The sequence below is a fragment of the Limnohabitans sp. genome (genome assembly GCF_038134685.1).
Taxonomy (GTDB): Bacteria; Pseudomonadota; Gammaproteobacteria; order Burkholderiales; family Burkholderiaceae_C; genus Limnohabitans_A.
Genome location: NZ_JAYPVP010000006.1, coordinates 16,717 through 34,823 on the forward strand (window position 1 = coordinate 16,717; position 18,107 = coordinate 34,823).

Genomic DNA, 18,107 nt, shown 5'->3' on the forward strand with positions numbered 1-18,107 from the left:
AGGGGAGCCTTTTTCATGTCTGAAGGGAGGGTGTGCTCAAGCCGTTTTGTGGGCCTGCCCCCAGTAGTGGTACGTCAGAGGACGTGGTCCTGGCACGTAGCCTTGCTGTACCTGCGCGTGCAAACCTGCATCACGCAGCAGCAAAGGCACATCGCGGTCGAGATGGCATCCGCCCGCCAACGAGATCCACCAAGGTTGCAAGCGGTCTTGCCAGCGCGCCACAGACGCGTCGGGCGCACGCCCATGCTCGCAAAACAGGAATTGCCCACCGGGTTTAAGCACACGCCGCACTTCGTGCAGGGCCGCCGCCGGATCGGGAATGCTGCACAAGGTATAGGTACAGACCACCGTATCAAAACTATCATCCGACACCGGGAGCTTCTCGGCTGAAAGCCCCATCAGCTCGACTGACAAGCCCGCCTGCTGGCTTCGCCTTTTGGCCAGGCTGTGCATTTGCAAGGCGGGATCTACGCCAACCAGCTGCGTGAGCCGCGAGCGGTCATAAAAAGGCAGGTTGCGTCCGGTACCCATGCCAATTTCCAGCACACTGCCACGTGCCAGCGGCACTAGCGACTGGCGTTTGGACTGGACCATGGGCAGACCACAAGCGATATCAATCATCCAGGGCAGGATCACCCTGTCATACCAGTTCATGCCTGCCCTCCTGTCGGCTTCAGCCCTTCTTGGCTACAAGCGTCAGGATATCGTAGCTGGCCACCAGTTCGTCGTTTTGGTTAGTCACTTCCACATCCCAGGCAACCACGCCCTGGCCCACGCCGTTGGCGTCTTTCTTGTTGCGGTCGATTTTGCGCTTGGCCGTCAGGCGTGCGCGGATCGTATCGCCAATGCCCACCGGCTTGACGAAGCGCAATGTGTCGAGGCCATAGTTGGCCAGCACCGGGCCGGGCGCGGGCGAGACGAACAGGCCAGCGGCGGCCGACAGCACGAAGTAGCCGTGCGCGATGCGCTTGCCAAACGGCGAGTCCTTGGCGGCGATCTCGTCGAAGTGCATGTAGAAATAGTCGCCCGAGAGGCCACCGAAACTGACGATGTCGGCCTCGCTGACGGTGCGGCGGTGCGTGAGCAGGCTCTCACCAATTTGCAGGTCTTCAAAGTAGCGGCGGAAAGGGTGAACCTCGGTCTCGATCAGCTTGGCGCCGCGCATGTATTCGCCCGTCACGGCGGCGATCATGGTGGGCGAGCCTTGCAGCGCGGTGCGCTGCATCAGGTGCTTGACGGCGCGGATGCCGCCGAGTTCTTCACCACCGCCCGCACGGCCCGGGCCACCGTGCTTGAGGGGCGGCAGCGGCGAGCCGTGGCCTGTCGATTCGACCGCCGCCTCGCGGTCGAGGATGTGCAGGCGACCGTGCAGCGCAGCCGCCACCGGAATGACGCGTGCAGCCACTTGCGGGTCTTTGGTCACGAGCGTGCCGACCAGGCTGCCCTGGCCACGCGCAGCCAGTTGCAGGGCCTCGTCAATGCCGTCATAAGGCATGAGGGTGCTGACCGGACCGAAGGCTTCGACATCGTGCACGCTGTCGGTTTGCAAAGGTTTTTTGCACAGCAGCAGCGTGGGCTGGAAGAAGGCACCGCCTTCGACGCCCTGCCCCATCGGTTTGAAATCTGCACCGCCGCCAAACACCAGCTCGGCGCTTTGGCGCAGCAGGGCCACGCGCTCGGCCACGTCGGCCTGCTGCGCGTGCGAGGCCAGCGCCCCCATCTTCACACCCTCGACCGACGGATCGCCCACCACCACTTTAGCCAGACGGGCTTTGAGTTTTTCAGCCACAGCATCGAGGTGCTGGCGCGGCACGATGGCGCGGCGGATCGCGGTGCACTTCTGGCCCGCCTTGACGGTCATCTCGCGCGCGACCTCCTTCACGAATAGGTCGAACTCTTCGTCGTCGGGCGTTACATCGGGCGCGAGGATGGCGCAGTTGAGCGAGTCGGCTTCGGCGTTGAAGGGAATGCTGTGCTTCACCACATTGGCGTGCACGCGCAGCTTGGCAGCGGTGTCGGCCGAGCCGGTGAAGGTCACCACGTCCTGACCGTTGAGGCGGTTGAGCAGGTCACCGGTGGAGCCGATCACCAGTTGCAAAGCGCCTGCGGGCAGGATGCCCGACTGCTCGACCAGGCGCACCATGGCCTCGGTCAGGTAGCTGGTGGACGAAGCGGGTTTGCCGATACAGGGCATGCCCGCCAGAAAGCTGGGGGCGAATTTTTCGAGCAGGCCCCAGATGGGGAAATTGAAGGCGTTGATGTGGACCGCAATGCCGCCTCGCGGCACCAGAATGTGCGTGCCCGCAAAGCCGCCCTTCTTGCCCAGCGGGAACGCCGGGCCTTCGTGGATCAGGTTGCCGCTGGGCAGCTCGTTGCTGCCCATGCTCGAATAGGCGAACAGCGTGCCCGCGCCACCCTCGATGTCGACCCAGCTGTCGGCGCGGGTGGCGCCGGTGTGGGCCGAGATCGCGTACAGCGTTTCCTTGTGCTCGCCCAGGTACTTGGCCAGGGCCTTGAGGCGCTGTGCACGTTCCTGGAAGTCCAACTTGAGCAAATTAGGCAGACCCACGGTGCGTGCGTAGTGCACAGCGTCGCCGAAATCAATCGCTTCGGCATGCGTCTGGGCCACAGTCTCGCCATTGACGGCGCTACGCAGCTGCTGGGCGGATTGCTGACCGATCCAGCGACCGGCAATGAAACTCTGCAAAACGTGGGACATGGAGATGGACTTTCTTAATTAACCGACCAAACGGTCGGGTAATTTTATGCGCATTTATCCTTGTCACCAAGACAAACGGGACAGGGGTTTCCCCCTGTCCCGTTGTGGTTGACGCTTGCCGTGCTCAGGCGACTTCGAAAGCCATCAAGCCCGTCGCCGTGTTGGAAATCGGGATGTGGTAATTGCGGTGAACTTCCTTCACACGCGGGCCAGCTGCCGACAGCGCAGAGCGCATGGCCAGCCACATGAGCAGTTCCACGCCTTGCGTGCCGGTTTTTTCAACCAGGTCCAGGCTGCTGAACTGGGTCGCCCATTCCGGGTTGCTGACCAGGCTGTCCATGAACTGCAGGTCGAACTCTTTGTTGATGAAACCGGCGCGCTCACCGTCCAACTGGTGGCTCAGGCCGCCGGAGGCCAGCACGGCGACTTTTTTGTCGCTGTCCCAGGCCGCAATCGCTTCGCCCACGGCTTTGCCAAGTGCGTAGCAACGCTTGGCTGAAGGCAAAGGAAATTGGACCGTATTGATGTTGATCGGGACGATGGTCACAGGCGCTTCACCCTCGGGCCAAAACAATTTGAGTGGCAAGGTGCACGCATGGTCGACCAGCATTTCCTGACAGGTGACGATGTCAAAGTCTTTGGCCACCAAGGTGTTGATGATCTGCCAAGACAAATCCACTTCGCCCTTGAAAGGTGGCAGCGTGGGAATGCCCCAGCCTTCATCAGCGTTGTTGTACTGGGCAGCAGCGCCCACCGCAAAGGTGGGCATTTTGTCGAGGAAAAAGTTCAGGCCATGGTCGTTGTAGAAGATCACGACGACGTCGGGCTTTTTCTCGCCCAGCCACTTTTGCACCGGCGGGTAGCCAGCAAAAAACGGAGCCCAATAGGGGTCGGCCTGGATGCCTTTATGGATTGCGCCGCCAATGGCGGGGATGTGTGAAGAGGCGAGACCGCCGATGAGTTGTGCCATGGTGATCTTTCAGTTGGAGGCGTAAGCGCGCAGCTTGGCTTTGAATTCGTCTTTGCTCATGCCGGTTTGCTGGGCGCCAATGTCTTGCATGTCCAAGCCAAAGATGCCCGCAAATTTGGCCAGGTAGTAGGCGTTGCCGCCCGCGTCGATCAGCTGCAGCACCTGGCGCGAACGGATGGCGTCTTTTTGAGTGTCGGTCAGCTTGTACTGGGTCATATAGGCTTCTTCGTCTTGCTTGAATGCAGCGCGATTGGCTGCATCGTTGAAGGAAAAGCACATTTTGTTGAGCGCATAGCCTTTGCGCGCCGAGTCCCCATCAAAAGGGGTGGTGCCTTCAATTTCACGTTTTTGCATCAGCTTCTCCGATTGGAATGGTGCGAGTTTGCTTTTCATGACACATTCAATCAATAGATGATTTATCATGTTATTCATGAGTCATTTTGATTGGTCAGATCTTGACGTCCGTTTGTTGCGATTGTTGGTCACGGTGGTGGACACCGGCTCGGTCACAGCTGCAGCCCAACGCCTGGGCGTGACGCAATCGGCCGTCAGCCATATGCTCGACAAGCTGCGCGCCATCACAAACGATGCGCTGTTCACCAAATCCGGGCGTGGCATCGTGGCCACCGCACGCGCACTCACCCTGGCTGACCGTGCACGCGAACTGCTGGTGGAGCTGGAGCGTTTTGCTCAAAGCGACAACTTTGATCCAGCCACCTGGCAAACCACTTTCACCATTGCCGCCAATGACTTTCAACGCGATGCGCTGCTGCCTGGGTTGATGCAGCGTCTTCGCCAGCAGGCGCCGGGCGTGTCACTGCGCGTCATCGCATCCGATGTGCCTACCCCCGACATGCTGCGCCAGCAGCAATGCCAGCTCATCATCAGTCCCCGTCCGCCCGAGGGTACCGATATCGTGCAAAAGCGTTTGTTTGCAGATCGCTACCGCGTCTTCTACGACCCCGAAGTACGAGCAGCGCCCACCAGCCGCAAGGACTACCTGGCGGCGGAACACGTCACGATTCTGTATGCACCGCAGCGGCCGCTCGATATCGATCAACACCTGCTGCGCAAAGGCATCGAACGTCGTTTCCGCGTGCTGGTTCCGGGATTTGCCGGCCTGCCCGGCTTCATCCGCGGCACCGATCTGCTCACGACTGTCCCGGGCTTGATGCGCGAGCACTTGATGCGGGGCCTGCAAGACGCCGAAGTCCCGGTGCCTTGCCCCACCATGCCGATGTACATGGTCTGGCACCAGCGCCATCAGCAAGACCTGGCGCACCGCTGGCTACGCGATCAGCTGCAAGCCGTATCGCAAAGCGTGATTCCAACCTCTTCACCTTCCCGATGAGGTGCAGGCTGCTGCACAATGAGTCCCATGAAACTCTACAACTTCTGGCGCAGCGGCACTTCCCACCGCACGCGCATCGCACTCGAACTCAAGGGCCTGAGTACCGAATACATCGCGGTGCACCTGGCCAAGGAAGAACACCTGCAAGACGCCTTCAAGGCGGTCAACCCACAGCAGCTGGTGCCCGCACTTGATACAGGCAGCGAGGTGCTGATCCAGTCTCCAGCCATCATTGAATGGCTGGAAGAACAATACCCCGAACCGCCTCTGCTGCCGCGTGACGCAGTAGAACGCGCAAAAGTGCGGGCCCTCGCCGCCATCGTGGGTTGCGATATTCACCCGATCAACAACCGGCGCATTCTGGAATACCTGCGCCACACTTTTGGCGCCGATGACGATGCGATCAATGCCTGGTGCGGAAACTGGATCAGCGCCGGTTTTGACGCCTACGAAGCGCTACTGGCCGCAGACACCCAGCGCGGCCGCTTCAGCCATGGCCACGCCCCCAGCCTGGCCGATTGCTACTTGATCCCCCAAATCGAGAGCGCACGTCGTTTCAAGGTGGATCTGACCCCATGGCCACTGATCATGGCGGTAGAACAGGCCTGTCTGGAGCTGCTGGCTTTTCAGAGGGCTGCCCCTAATGCTCAACCGGATGCAAGCTAGGCACTTTTGCATGCACCGCCATGGTGCAGCAATGTCAGTTTCCGACAACCCAGCCATTACAAAATAAAGAAAGTATCTATGGTGAGTTTGTCGTGCTTGAACGTCTTGTCTATCAATCCCTGTCTACACACAAGCTGGGTAGCTTGCATCTTTTCAACCTGCTGAGCCAGTGCCGCGAGAAAAACAAACGCCTGGACATCACAGGCCATCTTCTGTACACAGAAGAGATTTTTGTTCAATGTATTGAGGGACCACGCGAAAACATCGAGGCTCTTTGGCAAAGCATTTGCCGGGATGAACGACACCATCAGGTTCAGCTGCTGTCACGTTCTGCCATCAGCGAGAGACGGTTTGGGGACTGGAGCATGGCCTTTTCCAGCTACAGCCATTTCAACAAATACAACATGCCTGGATTCTTTCCCGTGGAACGCGATGGCATGAATGACGTGGCCAAAAAATGTGCTGAGGTTTGAGCCTCAGTAAAACACCTCGGTATCCACCTCGCTGTTGGCCTGTGCGTTGTAGCGGTCGCCTTTGACTGTTCGCTCATTGATGAGGGCTTCAGCGCGAGCCATCAACTCTGCAGACAACCTCACATCCACTGCCCCCAGGTCGTCGAGCAAATGCTCGACCGAGGTGGTGCCGGGGATAGGAATCAGATCCTCGCCCTTGTGCAGCAACCAGGCCAGTGCCAATTGCGACGGGCTGCAACTGGCCTCCTGCGCCAGCGCGTTGTAGGCAGGCAGCAGCTTGAGGTTGGCGGTGTAGTTGTCTGGCGCAAAGCGCGGCATGGTGCGGCGGATGTCCTTGGCGTCAAAGCCGGCAATGTCCAGCGGACCACACAAAAAGCCACGCGCCACTGGACTGAAGGGCACAAAAGTCACCCCCAACTCTCGGCAGGCTTGCAGCACCGCAATTTCGGGGTTGCGCGTCCACAGGGAATACTCCGTCTGCAAAGCAGTGATCGGATGCTCCGCATGCGCCCTGCGCAGAGTGGTGGCAGAGACTTCGGACAAGCCAATGGTGCGAATCTTGCCCGCACGCACCAGATCGGCCAGGGCCCCTACGCTCTCTTCGATGGGCACTTGTTTGTCCCAACGGTGCAGGTAGTACAGGTCGATCACATCGGTCTGCAAGCGTCGAAGTGCGTCTTCGCAGGTCTGACGGATCGTGGCAGGGCGGCCATCAATCACACGTACCTTGGTGCCATCGCCCTTGTCCACGCCTTGCATGCCGCATTTGCTGGCCAGAATGAACTTGTTACGGTGAGGCTTCAACACCTCGCCCACCAAGGTCTCGTTAGCCCCAAAACCATAAAGTGCAGCAGTATCAAAAAACGTCACACCTGCGTCCAGCGCCGCGAGCAGCACACGCTCGCCTTGTTCGCGCGAGACGGGAGCGCCATATGCATGGCTCAGGTTCATGCAGCCCAGGCCAATGGCGCTGACGCAGAAGGGTCCAAGTTGTCGTGTTTGCATGGCTCGATCTTAAAAGCATTTGATGATTCGCGCCGCAGTTCAATCCACACTTGAGCATAATTCGAGGTATGTACCACCCTAGCCAAGAGACCTCAGCCTTGGACCGCAAGGACTGGATCGCCGGCCTGGAAAAAGGTCTGGCCATCATCGAAGCCTTTGATGCCGACCACCCTCGCCTGACCGCGACCCAGGCTGGCCAGCGTTGCGCCATGACGCGGACCGCCGCGAGCCGTTACCTCAAGACCCTTGTGCACATGGGCTATGCAGGAACCGACGGCAAGCTGTTTTGGTTGATGCCGCGCATCCTCAAGCTCGGGCATGCTTATCTGGAGTCCGCGCGTCTGCCCCGATTGGTGCAACCGTATTTGCAGCGCATCACCAATGGCACAGACGAGATCGCCTATTTGGCCATTCTGGATGGTGCCGAAACAGTGTTTGTAGCCCGCAGTAGCAACCACCGGCACATGACATCGGGCTACATGCCCGGTGCCCGCATTCAGGCGCAAGTCACCGCAGCAGGCATGGCCATCATGTCTGCGCTGGATCCTGCCGTGACGTCCCAGTGGCTGGCACAGCACGAGTTGCGCGCCTACACACCCTACACCGTGGCCGACAAGTCCAAGCTGCATGCAGACCTGCAGCAGTTCCGGCGCCAGGGCTGGTCCCTTTCCGAGCAGCAGCTTGAACTCAACTACCGCGGTATTGCCGTGCCCCTGCTGGATCGCAACAACGCCGTGCACGGCGCCATGGGCGTGACCATGCCGATCAACAACGAAGATGTCGAACACGCGGTTAAGCGCATTCTGCCGGTCTTGCAAGATGCTGCCAAAGCCCTGCGCAATCTGATCTGAAATTTCGCGTCAGGGCGCCTGCCAGCCCGGCATGTCCAGCGCCTTGATCAGCCGGGTCTCCTGCGCTTCGATGAGGTGCTCCGAGGCCTTGAGGTAGGCGGCAAAGTCTGGGTGCGTATCGCGGGCCATGCACCGGCGTTCGTAATCGGCCAGGCTTTCGTAACTCCACAGGTGCACAAACTGGTTGAGCGGGCCGACCTGGCTGACATAAAAGCCCACGGGGTGTTCCAAGGTCTGCATGAGGATCGGCATCGCCAAACGGTTGAACACCTCCAGAAACTCCGGCATCTTGCGCAAACGGATGGTGTAGATGCGGTGGTCCACCAAGGGACGCTTGAGTACATCTGTTCTGTTCATGTTCACACTCCTGCCTGATCTGCAATGTGATTGGCGCTGACGTAAGCAAAGGTCATATTAGGTCCGTGCGTGATACCTGCCCCGGGGTAGTTTCCACCCATGATGCTGGCGCGGTCATTGCCGGCTGCATACAGCCCTTCGATGACCGAGCCATCGCGGCGCAACACCTGGCCCTGTACGTTGGTCTGAATGCCGTCGAAGGTGCCCAAATCGCCCATGATGACCTTGATCGCATAAAACGGTCCTTTTCGAACCGGGGCCACACAGGGGTTAGGTTTGTGGTCGGGATCGGCCAGGTAGCGGTTAAAACTGGTGCGACCGCGACCAAATTCGGGGTCTTCCCCGCGCTCTGCGTGCACGTTGTAGGCCTCCACCGTAGCTTGCAGGGCTTGTGCGTCAATGCCTGCTTTGTGCGCCAGCTCGGCGAGTGTCTTGCCCTCGAGCAAATAACCATTGCGCAAGAACGGTCCGATGGGCAGCGGTGCAGGCTTGACATAGCCCAAGCCGTATTTGCCCAGGGTCTGCTTGTCGCACACCAGCCACATGGCCGTCTCATCCATGTCTTTGCAGGCCTCGATCATGGCCAGCCCCACATCGTGGTACGAATTGGATTCGTTGGTAAAGCGACGACCGTTGCTCAGCACACCAATCACACCGGGCTTGTAGCGGTCCAGCAAATGCGGAAACACACCGATCTCGCCACCGCCAAAATCCACTGGCGTCACAGGCATCCAGGCCGCACTGTTCTCAAAGCGAATATCCACCACGCCACCGGCCTGCTCGGCCATATTGGCGCCATCGCCCGTGTTGCTCACCGGGGTAGGCGAAAGGTGTGTGTGCCCACGGTGCGCATGGGGGTAGGCCTGGGCGATACGCTTGAGGTCGTGCGGGAAACCGCCACTGGCCAGCACCACGGCACGCTGGGCATGCATCTGTACTTTTTGGCCATCTGCCAACTCAACCTGCACCCCCGTGATGCGGCCATCGCTTTGCTCCAGCCCCATCACTTTGTGCGACGTCAGAATCGGAATGCCAAGATCCAGCGCAGACTGCGCCAGCCGCGCGGCCAGTGCATTGCCGCTGGTGACCTGTATGGCACGACGGTACAGCAGCAATTCACGCAGGTGATTGACCAACCGGCGGGCCACGTACACCGCAGACGTCAAGGACTTGGTGGCTCTGAAAAAGTGTTTCAGATCGGCATTGGATGAATTGAACATCATGCCCATGAAGGTGATGGTCTTGAGCGGCAACTTGAGGCGAGCCATGTCTTTGCCCAAACCCCGAATGTCATACGGTTTGGCCAGGATGGAGCGACCGATGTCCACCCCGCCCGCCACGTCCGGGTGATAGTCCGGATACAGGGTAGGCACGAACTGCATGGCGGTTTCTTTTTCGAGCATGTCCACCATCTTGGGGCCGTTGTCGATGAAGGCCTGCACCGCCTTTTCATCGTAAAAACGCCCGGTCTCGTTCATCATGTAGGCATGGACGGCCTTTACCGAATCCTGCGAGTTTTGCTTGCGGCCATGCGCACTCAGTGGAATCCACAGCACACCTCCCGACAACGCCGTGGTGCCGCCAAACACCGCTTCTTTTTCGAGCACGCAAACTTTCAGTCCGCGCTTCTTGGCGGTGATGGCACAGGTCAAGCCAGCAGCACCCGAGCCGACCACGATCACATCAAATGTCTGATCCATTGTTTGTCTCCAGTCATTGGGTTTGGTTGTAGCCGGGGCGAGGGACCATGTCCATCAACATGGACGACATGCCACCATCCACCGAAATTTCGGCGCCGTTGACATAGCCCGAACGATCACTGGCCAGGAACAAGGCCACATTGGCAATGTCCACCGGCTCACCAATGCGGCGACTGGCCGTCACTGCAGCCCGTTTGGCTTCAAAGCCAGGCTCCTCGTAAAACTTGGCAGACAAGGCGGTGCGGATCATGCCGGGACAAATCGCATTGCTGCGCACCCCTTGCGGCCCCCACTCGGCAGCCAGCTGGCGAGAGAGCAGCAAGACACCCGCCTTGCCGGCGCTGTAAGCACCACTGTGCGACTGCGGAAACAGGCCTGAAATGGACGCGACGTTCACCACCGACCCCTTGGTCTTCACCAACATGGATTTGAAAGCACGCGCGCACAGCAAATAACCGGTCAAATTGACGGACAGCACAGCATTCCAGTCTTCCATGGACACATCTTCCAGGCTACCCGGACGCAGCATGCCGGCGTTGTTGATCAAGGCGTTGCACTGGCCCCACTGCTGCTCGACAGCTTTGGCCGCCGCCAGGGTTTGCGGCTCATCCGCAATGTCGCAAGGCACCACCAGCACTTGGGCGCCTTGCGAAGTCAATTCACTGGCAATATCAGCGCACCCCGCTGCGTTGCGGTCCAGCAAGGCCACTTTGGCCCCGGCTTGAGCCAGCTGACGCGCCACTTCGGCACCGATGCCGCTGGCCGCCCCTGTGACGGCGCAGACCTTGCCTTGCAAGCCCAGCCAATGTTGTGAATGCATCATGGTGTCTCCTGTTGCTCAATGCCTGTGATTGTGGAGAGTCCGCCTGGTGCCGTGTTTGACGATTCCACCCAAGAATTGGACAATTCGGGCCAACTCATGAACACGCACACCAACAAAGGCATCCCCAATTACGACCTCTACGGCGATCAGGCGTCCTCGGGCTGGAGCAATTCGTTCAACCTGGAATGGATTCCACAACGCTCGAGCTTGTACAACTGGGTCATTCAGCCGCACCGTCACGAAGCCTTTTTGCAGGTGCTCTACCTCACCGAAGGCCAGGTTCAATTTTTGTTGGACGATGCGCGCTTGTACGGTACAGCGCCGTGTGTGATGGTGATCCCTTCAGGCCATGTGCATGGCTTTGAATTCAGCACTGATGTCCAAGGCCCGGTGGTGACGGCCAGCCAAAAGGCTTTGGAGTCGATCGCCTCGGTGGCCATGGCCGATTTGTTGGGCAGCATCCGCACACCGGTTTTGCTGCAGCTGCAACAGGACATGCGCTACATGACGCAACTCATGCCACTGTTTCTTGCGCTGGAACACGAATCGCGTAGCCACGCCATTGGCCACCAGGCTGCGGGCACAGCCTTGCTGCTGGCCTTGATGATCCAGATTCACCGCATGCGATTGCAGCTGAACCCCACTGGCAACCACACCGAACTGGCTTTGCCACGCAAGACGCGGCAAATTGAAAAATTTCGCGCCCTGCTCGACCAGGATTTCCGCACCCAAAAGTCTTTGCAGCACTACGCCCATGGCATGGGCGTCACGCCCGGACAACTCTCACGCTTGTGTCGCGAGGTGCTGGGCATGTCGGGGCTGGATGTCATCAATGCACGCTTGATCCACGAGGCGCAGCGCGAGTTGATTTACACCCACCTGCCCGTCAAGCAACTGGCGGCTGAACTGGGGTTTGAAGACGATGCGTACTTCAGCCGTTTCTTTCGCAAACACACCGGGATGAGTCCCAAGGCCTTTCGTGCCCAGGCCTTGTCCACCCTCAACAGCAGCGCATAAAAAAGCCGGGCACAGGGCCCGGCTCCATCAGGGTTGCATGCCTCAAGCCGATTGAGGCGCACGCCAGCGTTGCCACCAGGCGGTTTGGCTGAGGATGGTCAAGGCCACACACAACACCAAAATCAGGGACAGCGGCGTGGTCACAAATTCGGTGAAGAAGAGCCCCACATCGTTGCCCGTGGACATCATGGCCTGGCGGTAGCTGCGGTCCATGATGGGGCCAAGGATCATGCCCAGGATGACTGGCCCGACCTGAAAGCCGTACATCTTGAGGAAGTAGCCCAAGAGCCCGAAGCCAAGCATCCAGTACACGTCCACTGGATTGTTGTTGATGGCGTAGGCGCCCACAGCAGACAAGACCAGAATCAAGGGCAGCAGGATGGGCTTGGGGGTTTCCACGATCTTGGCAAAGATGCGGATACCGGTAAGCCCGAAGACCAGCAAGAACAGGTTGGCCAAGACCAGCGAGCCCACGATGAACCAGAACAAGTGCGGCGTTTCAGCCATCAGCATCGGACCTGGCTTGAGGCCATGGATGTACAGCGCGCCAATGATCACAGCCGTCACGGCATCGCCCGGAATACCCAGGGTCAGCATCGGCACATAAGCGCCACCGACCGCGGCGTTGTTGGCCGATTCGGGCGCCACCAGGCCTTCATGCGCACCCTGGCCAAACGGCCGCGAAGGGTTCTTGACGGTGCGTTTGGCATGGTCGTAGGCCATCAGCGCGGCGATGTCACCGCCGGCACCTGGCAAAGCACCCACCACCACACCGATCGAAGATGTGCGGGTAGCGAGTGGCAGGTATTTGCGCACCAGCTTCCAGGACGGGATGATCTTCTCCACCTTCTGGCGAACGGCTGTGAGGTGAAGTTCATGCACTTGTGCGATGACCTCCGCCACGCCAAAAAAGCCGATCATGGCCGCAATGTAGGAGATGCCAGCCGACAACTGCAAGCTGCCGAATGTCAGTCGGTTTTCGCCAGTCATGGGATCGAGGCCCACACAGGCAATCAAGGCACCCAAAGCACCCGAGAAAATGCCTTTGGAGAGCGACTCGCCTGACAACGAGCCCACCAGCAAAATGCCCCATATGGCCAGCAGCAGGTACTCACGTGGACCAAACATCAGCGCCAGGTCCGAGACCAAGGGTGCAGCAACGGCCAGAGCCAAAATCCCAATGAAGCCGCCGTACACCGAGATCACGGTCGTCAGGCCAATCGCTTCACCGGCCTCACCACGCTTGGCCATCGGAAAGCCATCCAATCCGGTCGCAATGGCGGACGGTGCACCAGGAATATTAAGCAAGATGGCACTGCGCGAGCCGCCATACACACCGCCCAGGTAAATGCCTGAGATCAGCGCCAGGGCGTGGTTCACATCCCATTTGAAAGTGAACGAAATCAGAATGGACACCGCCATCGTCACCGACAGGCCAGGAATGGCGCCAATGTAAATGCCGGCAAAAGTGCCCAGCCCTGTCAGCAGCAAGATCTGCCAGTCCAGCCATGACATGAAGAAATAACCCAGTGCTTCCATCATTTCAGGAACTCCGGCAGATACGGCCCCACCAGGCTGCCAGCAGGCAAGACCACGGAAAACGCCGTTTGAAAAATCACGAAGATACAAGCCAACACCAAAGCGCTGACCAGCACATTGAGCCCCACGCGCGAGCTGCCCAGCACTTGCATGGACAACAGCAAGAACAGGTAGGACGAGACCACAAAACCCAGCACTTCAAGCAAGAGCATGTAAGCCACGATCAGCACGGTGAATTGCACCAGCGTGGGCGGCGTCAATTTGCGAACGAACTGGCCCCAGGCGGTTTCTCCCGACTCGAGCACCAGACGCGACTTGAGGCTTTGACGCAGGCTCATCAAGCCCGTGACCAGCATGGCCGCCGTGCACACCATGGGAAAAACCCCTGCCGCCGACACCGATTCGAATCGGGAAATGTTGAACGATGCCCAGAGCATGAAAGCGCTGAAGGCGACAATCAAGACCATGAAGGCCACCTCGCCAGGCAAGCGGGAATGACTGGTGTGCATATATCTCTCCGTTGTTGAAAGCATTCAGCGGCCTACAGGCCGCTGAATGCTTTAGGTCAAACAGCGTCCAATGCCATAAGCATGGGCGCTGCTTTCATGCCTCAGGGCTTGGCGATGCCCAGCGTGGCAGGATCCACCTTGGCGGCACCGGCTTCTTTGTAGAGCCATGCGGTAGTGGACTGGAACTTCTTGATGAAGGCCTCTGCCTCGGCACCATGGATGTTGAGCATGGTGGTTCCGCGGCTGGTCATCATTTCACGGTACTTGGGGTTGTCACCGGCCTTCTTGAAGGCGGCCACCAGCTTGGCTTTCACGTCGTCCGGTGTTTCCTTGCGCACAAACACGCCGTACCAGGAGCCCCAGGGCAGGTACTTGGTGATACCACGCAGCGAGGGCGCATCGGTCACAGGTGCAATGCCCTGGAAGGGCTTGCCGTCCACCACACCCAAAGCCTTCAGGCGACCGGCCTTGATGTGCTCGATGGCAGCGCCCGAGGCGATGAAGCCGATGTCCACGTGACCGCCTTGCAGGGCTGCAATGGCCGGACCATCGCCGTCAAACGGCACCTTGATGGTCTCGAACTTGGTCAGCGTGCCGATCATGGCGTTCATGGTGAAGGGCACGGTGCCCTGGCCAGCCAGGTACTGCTTGACCTTGTTGGGGTTGGCTTGCACAAAGCTCAGCAAATCCTGAGTGGTGTTCCAGGGTGCGTTGGGACGGGCCACCAGCAAGATGGAGTTGGCCATGGCGGCGATGTTGATCGGGTAGAACTTGTCGTAGTCGAAGTCCGCTGTGCCCATGACACGGTACAGAGACTGAGGCTCGGCGCCCATCAGAACGGTGTAACCGTCAGCGGGTTGTTGCAACACGAAGTTGGCACCGATGATGCCAGCAGCACCCGGTTTGTTTTGCAGGACGATTTTCTTGCCCAGCGCTTCCTCAGCGTAGGGGGCGTAGCCACGCATGGCCACGTCAGTGCCGCCACCGGCGCCCCACTGGATGACAGCGGTCACATCGCGGGCGGGGTAGCTCTGTGCCATGGCCTGGCCACCCACCGTCGCAGCCGCTACGGCTGCCAATGCGGCACCCAGGAATTGGCGTTTCATTTTTTGCATGCTTGTCTCCATTTCAGTTTGACAAAAGTCCTTAACGCCCGGACTTGTAGGCACGGCCCGTTCCACGAGCTTTGCGGATGTAACTGTAGGCGTGTAAATACACTTGAACACAGTTACAAGACCTCGAAAGATCGATCAACGAACCTTTTTGATCGACTATCGATCAAAATAAGGGAAAACCAGTGATTTTTCGAGCGCTGGTCGGTCATTTGAGTGCGTCATTTTGAATGCGTGACTCCAAAATCAATTTCACAAATCAGGCCATGAACAGGACAAATCGTCCCAAACGCCTCATGGCAAACCCAAAGCGTGACGTGCGGCTATGCGGCCAAACACCAGGCCCGGCCCGATGGTGATGCCCGGCGCCGGGTAGGTGCCACCCATGATCGAATGCATGTCGTTGCCCACCGCGTAAAGGCCGCCAATCGCTTGGCCGTCAGCGCCCAGCACCTGCGCGTGTTCGTTGGTGGCAAAGCCAGTGGACGAACCAATGTCACCCGGGTACAGACGCACGGCATAAAACGGGCCTTGTGCCAGGGGGCCGATGTTGGGGTTCTTGCCTGTCCAGGCCGGGTCGCCCAGGTTTTGCTGGTAAGCCGTCTCACCGCGGTGGAAATCCGGGTCCACACCGGTTTCGGCGTTGCGGTTGTTTTGCGCCACGCTGGCCTGCAGGGCTTGCGCGTCCATGCCCAGCTTGCTGGCCAGCTCGGCCAGGGTGGCGCCTTCAGTCAGGTAGCCGTCGGCCAGGAAAGGCGCGAGGCCTTTACCGCCGGGACGAACCATGCCAATGCCGTATTTGCGCAGGGCATCTGCATCGCACACCAGATACGCGGGGATGCTCGGGCGGGTCTTGTTCGCCTCTTGCATGGCCAAGCCGAAGAGGTGGTAGGACGTGCTTTCATTGAGGAAGCGCTCGCCGCGGGCGTTAACAGTGATCATGCCGGGCTTGGCGCGGTCCATCACAAAGTGCGGAAAGGCGGCAGTGCTGCCGTCGGCGCGCTTGCGCAGCGACACCGGTGCCCAGAACGCGTGAGACAAACCGCCCTGGCCGTACACCGCACCCAGCTGTTTGGCCAGGTCGTGCGCCTGGCCGGTGTGGCCCGGTGCGGCGGGTGACCACTCTGCGGGCACGCCAGGCAACATTTGCGCGCGCAGCTCGGGATGGCGGTTGAAGCCGCCACTGGCCAGCACCATGCCTTTGTTCACACGCACACTGCGGCGTTCGCCGTTGCAAGCAATGTCCACGCGCTCCACGCCCTGCGGGCCGCGCACAATGTGCTCGACCGTACTGTTCAACGCGATGGTGACCTTGTCGAATTTGGAGAGCGAGTGCAGCAGCCGCGCCACATGCGCGTTGCCCATTACCAATCGCGTGCCACGCGGCCAGCTCAGGCGGTCCATGGCGTGGCGCATCACGATCTTGACCGAGTGCTTGAGCGAGGCCCAGTTCTTGGTCATCGCCAACAGGTGATTGATGTCGGTGCGGTCGACCATCATGCCGCCGATCACAGTGAACTCCGGAATCGGCGGGCGCAGCAACGCAAACAGCTCGCGACCCAGCAAACGTGCATCAAAAGGCATGGGCTCCAAAGCGCGGCCGCTCAGTGTGGAGCCGCCCAAGTCCGAGATGTAGTCGGGGTGCTTGGGGTAAGGGCGGTACTTCAGCTCCGATCGGGCTTCGACTTCATCCACAGCAGCGCGACCGTTGTCCAGAAAAGCTTGGCGAACCACTTTGGACGTGCGCTCGCCCACCGCGTTGTCCAGATAGCGTGCTGTCTCGGCCTGCGTGTCGTTGGGGTTGACCTTGGCCGCATGTTGGGAACCGGGAATCCAGCTCGTGCCGGCCGACCAGGCTGTGGTTCCACCCACATATTCGGTGCGCTCGACCAGCAACACGCTGGCACCTTCCATGGCAGCAAACAGCGCCGTGGCCATGCCCGCACCGCCTGCGCCGACCACCACCAGGTCGTAAGCACTTTCGTTCAGACCTTGAATACCGTTCTTGAGCACTTGCATCTTCAGGCCTCCAACAGGAACTGGACCATCAGATCGCGCACGCGGGCAAACATGTCGGCGCCTGTCATGGTGTTGCAACCCTTGGCACGTGCGGCAGCCACCATGGGCGGCACGGCGGGCGCGGTGATCACGCAGCCCACAAACTGCTGCGCAGTGAATTTGCTCGAATCGATCGGGTGCGGGTCGCCTTCTTTCATGCCGATAGGCGTGGCGTTGATGCAAATGTCGAATCCTGTTGGATCGCTGCCGCCGGCACTTACTTTCGCCAAACCCAAGCTGGCCAGGCGTGCGATCAAGCCATCGCGGCGAGCCGTGTCCGGATCGTGAACAGCCAGTTCGCGCACACCCGACGTCACCAGCGAGTAAGCAATGGCAGAGCCCGCACCGCCGGCACCCACCAGCAAGGCACGCTGACCTTGAGGTTCGCAGCCTTTGTTTTTGAGCGCCTCCACATAGCCCATGCCATCGAACATGTCGCCGTGCCAAGTGCCATCGGCGTTGCGGCGCAGGGTGTTCACGGCTTTGAGGAAGCTGCCACGGTCGGAAGTGGTCGCACACAGGTCAAAGCACGAGAACTTGTGCGGTACGGTGACGATGATGCCATCCACGTTTTGCGCTTTGGACACACCCTCGGCCCAACCAGCCAAATCAGCAGGACTCACATGAGCAGGGACGCAAACCGCGTTTCGACCAGCGTCTTGGAAGGCTTGCGTCACCCCTGCGGGGGATTTGACCTGGGCAATCGGGTCGCCGACGATGAAGTGCACGCGCGTGGCGCCGCTCAAGGCTTGGGACATGTCTCGCTCTTTTCAAAAAATTGGCCGGCGCCCTGTCAGACCCCGGAATGGCTGCATCATATCGAAAAGTGGAATTAGATTCAACTATTGAATTTTTTTCCGAAACTCAATACACTGCCCCCATTCGCGAACAAAAACCCGAGACAAACCATGCCCCCCATCCGTCTGGCCCTGATTGGCGCCGGCACCATCGGCAAGA

Annotated in this window: 18 protein-coding genes; 5 read left to right on the plus strand and 13 right to left on the minus strand. The window is 59.5% G+C overall.

The genetic code is table 11. The features are described from left to right. Positions 1-36: 36 nt before the first annotated feature. From AAFM15_RS04020 to AAFM15_RS04035, 4 genes are all read right to left on the minus strand, one after another. Entirely contained in the window at positions 37-654 is a 618-nt protein-coding gene (locus AAFM15_RS04020; protein WP_341685414.1) for a class I SAM-dependent methyltransferase, read from the minus strand. A 19-nt stretch (positions 655-673) separates the two neighbouring features. Further along, positions 674-2,719 (minus strand): phenylacetic acid degradation bifunctional protein PaaZ, encoded by a 2,046-nt coding sequence (gene paaZ / locus AAFM15_RS04025; protein WP_341685415.1) that lies wholly within the window; start codon positions 2,717-2,719, stop codon positions 674-676. 124 nt (positions 2,720-2,843) lie between these two features. Then, the gene (locus AAFM15_RS04030; protein ID WP_341685416.1) at positions 2,844-3,689 is read right to left on the minus strand and encodes a class III extradiol dioxygenase family protein; all 846 of its coding nucleotides are present in this window, start codon (positions 3,687-3,689) and stop codon (positions 2,844-2,846) included. 9 nt (positions 3,690-3,698) lie between these two features. Further along, on the minus strand, positions 3,699-4,043 hold the full coding sequence (locus AAFM15_RS04035) for a protocatechuate 4,5-dioxygenase subunit alpha (RefSeq protein WP_341685417.1): 345 nt from the start codon (positions 4,041-4,043) through the stop codon (positions 3,699-3,701). 76 nt (positions 4,044-4,119) lie between these two features. Between AAFM15_RS04035 and AAFM15_RS04040 the strand changes: the two genes are divergently transcribed. Genes AAFM15_RS04040 through AAFM15_RS04050 form a run of 3 tightly spaced genes read left to right on the plus strand, consistent with a single transcriptional unit; the run spans position 4,120 to position 6,179 of the window. Continuing rightward, the gene (locus tag AAFM15_RS04040) at positions 4,120-5,040 is read left to right on the plus strand and encodes a LysR family transcriptional regulator (RefSeq protein ID WP_341685418.1); all 921 of its coding nucleotides are present in this window, start codon (positions 4,120-4,122) and stop codon (positions 5,038-5,040) included. 27 nt (positions 5,041-5,067) lie between these two features. Further along, positions 5,068-5,706, plus strand: coding sequence for a maleylacetoacetate isomerase (gene maiA / locus AAFM15_RS04045; RefSeq protein WP_341685419.1), 639 nt, complete (start codon positions 5,068-5,070; stop codon positions 5,704-5,706). A 20-nt stretch (positions 5,707-5,726) separates the two neighbouring features. Continuing rightward, entirely contained in the window at positions 5,727-6,179 is a 453-nt protein-coding gene (locus tag AAFM15_RS04050) for a BLUF domain-containing protein (RefSeq protein ID WP_341685420.1), read from the plus strand. Positions 6,180-6,182: 3 nt separating this feature from the next. Here the strand turns inward: AAFM15_RS04050 and AAFM15_RS04055 are convergent, their stop codons facing one another. After that, positions 6,183-7,184, minus strand: coding sequence for an aldo/keto reductase (locus tag AAFM15_RS04055; RefSeq protein WP_341685421.1), 1,002 nt, complete (start codon positions 7,182-7,184; stop codon positions 6,183-6,185). A 68-nt stretch (positions 7,185-7,252) separates the two neighbouring features. Here AAFM15_RS04055 and AAFM15_RS04060 point away from each other — a divergent pair, with 68 nt between their 5' ends. Beyond that, positions 7,253-8,035, plus strand: coding sequence for an IclR family transcriptional regulator C-terminal domain-containing protein (locus AAFM15_RS04060; protein ID WP_341685422.1), 783 nt, complete (start codon positions 7,253-7,255; stop codon positions 8,033-8,035). Positions 8,036-8,044: 9 nt separating this feature from the next. On the opposite strand, the gene AAFM15_RS04065 is transcribed toward AAFM15_RS04060, so the two are convergent. The 3 genes from AAFM15_RS04065 to AAFM15_RS04075 are packed head-to-tail and all read right to left on the minus strand — an operon-like array spanning position 8,045 to position 10,915. After that, positions 8,045-8,392, minus strand: coding sequence for an NIPSNAP family protein (locus AAFM15_RS04065; RefSeq protein ID WP_341685423.1), 348 nt, complete (start codon positions 8,390-8,392; stop codon positions 8,045-8,047). A 2-nt stretch (positions 8,393-8,394) separates the two neighbouring features. Next, positions 8,395-10,092, minus strand: a complete 1,698-nt coding sequence (locus tag AAFM15_RS04070) for an FAD-dependent oxidoreductase (RefSeq protein ID WP_341685424.1) — start codon at positions 10,090-10,092, stop codon at positions 8,395-8,397. Between the two features lie 13 nt (positions 10,093-10,105). Continuing rightward, entirely contained in the window at positions 10,106-10,915 is an 810-nt protein-coding gene (locus tag AAFM15_RS04075; RefSeq protein WP_341685425.1) for an SDR family oxidoreductase, read from the minus strand. Positions 10,916-11,011: 96 nt separating this feature from the next. On the opposite strand from AAFM15_RS04075, the gene AAFM15_RS04080 reads away from it, so the two are divergent. After that, positions 11,012-11,932 (plus strand): helix-turn-helix domain-containing protein, encoded by a 921-nt coding sequence (locus AAFM15_RS04080; protein ID WP_341685426.1) that lies wholly within the window; start codon positions 11,012-11,014, stop codon positions 11,930-11,932. Between the two features lie 42 nt (positions 11,933-11,974). Here the strand turns inward: AAFM15_RS04080 and AAFM15_RS04085 are convergent, their stop codons facing one another. The 5 genes from AAFM15_RS04085 to AAFM15_RS04105 form a co-directional block, all read right to left on the minus strand. After that, a complete protein-coding gene (locus AAFM15_RS04085) occupies positions 11,975-13,474 on the minus strand; it encodes a tripartite tricarboxylate transporter permease (RefSeq protein ID WP_341685427.1) in 1,500 nt (499 codons plus the stop codon). Further along, complete coding sequence (locus tag AAFM15_RS04090; RefSeq protein ID WP_341685428.1) at positions 13,471-13,980, minus strand: tripartite tricarboxylate transporter TctB family protein; 510 nt, start codon at positions 13,978-13,980, stop codon at positions 13,471-13,473. Before AAFM15_RS04090 ends, AAFM15_RS04085 begins: the two co-directional genes overlap by 4 nt. Before the next feature lie 101 nt (positions 13,981-14,081). Continuing rightward, entirely contained in the window at positions 14,082-15,095 is a 1,014-nt protein-coding gene (locus AAFM15_RS04095; RefSeq protein ID WP_341685429.1) for a tripartite tricarboxylate transporter substrate binding protein, read from the minus strand. A gap of 291 nt (positions 15,096-15,386) precedes the next feature. After that, positions 15,387-17,111, minus strand: coding sequence for an FAD-dependent oxidoreductase (locus AAFM15_RS04100; RefSeq protein WP_341685430.1), 1,725 nt, complete (start codon positions 17,109-17,111; stop codon positions 15,387-15,389). A gap of 2 nt (positions 17,112-17,113) precedes the next feature. Continuing rightward, complete coding sequence (locus AAFM15_RS04105) at positions 17,114-17,908, minus strand: shikimate dehydrogenase (protein WP_341685431.1); 795 nt, start codon at positions 17,906-17,908, stop codon at positions 17,114-17,116. Positions 17,909-18,107 lie beyond the last annotated feature (199 nt).